Source organism: Pseudomonas sp. 51_B, assembly GCF_017491595.1.
Classification (GTDB): Bacteria; Pseudomonadota; Gammaproteobacteria; order Pseudomonadales; family Pseudomonadaceae; genus Aquipseudomonas; species Aquipseudomonas promysalinigenes.
Window position 1 is genome coordinate 1 of the sequence record NZ_JAFGYW010000517.1, and the last position, 255, is coordinate 255.

1 rRNA gene is annotated in these 255 nt (G+C 51.4%); it reads left to right on the plus strand.

Going from position 1 to position 255, the window contains the following annotated elements:
• A 23S ribosomal RNA gene (locus J5M56_RS27300) occupies window positions 1-255 on the plus strand; the annotation flags it as partial.

The following is a 255-nucleotide window of genomic DNA, read 5'->3' on the forward strand; positions in this document are numbered from 1 at the left end:
GACAGCTAGGAGGTTGGCTTAGAAGCAGCCATCCTTTAAAGAAAGCGTAATAGCTCACTAGTCGAGTCGGCCTGCGCGGAAGATGTAACGGGGCTCAAACCATGCACCGAAGCTACGGGTATCACCTTTGGTGATGCGGTAGAGGAGCGTTCTGTAAGCCTGTGAAGGTGAGTTGAGAAGCTTGCTGGAGGTATCAGAAGTGCGAATGCTGACATGAGTAACGACAATGCGAGTGAAAAACTCGCACGCCGAAAG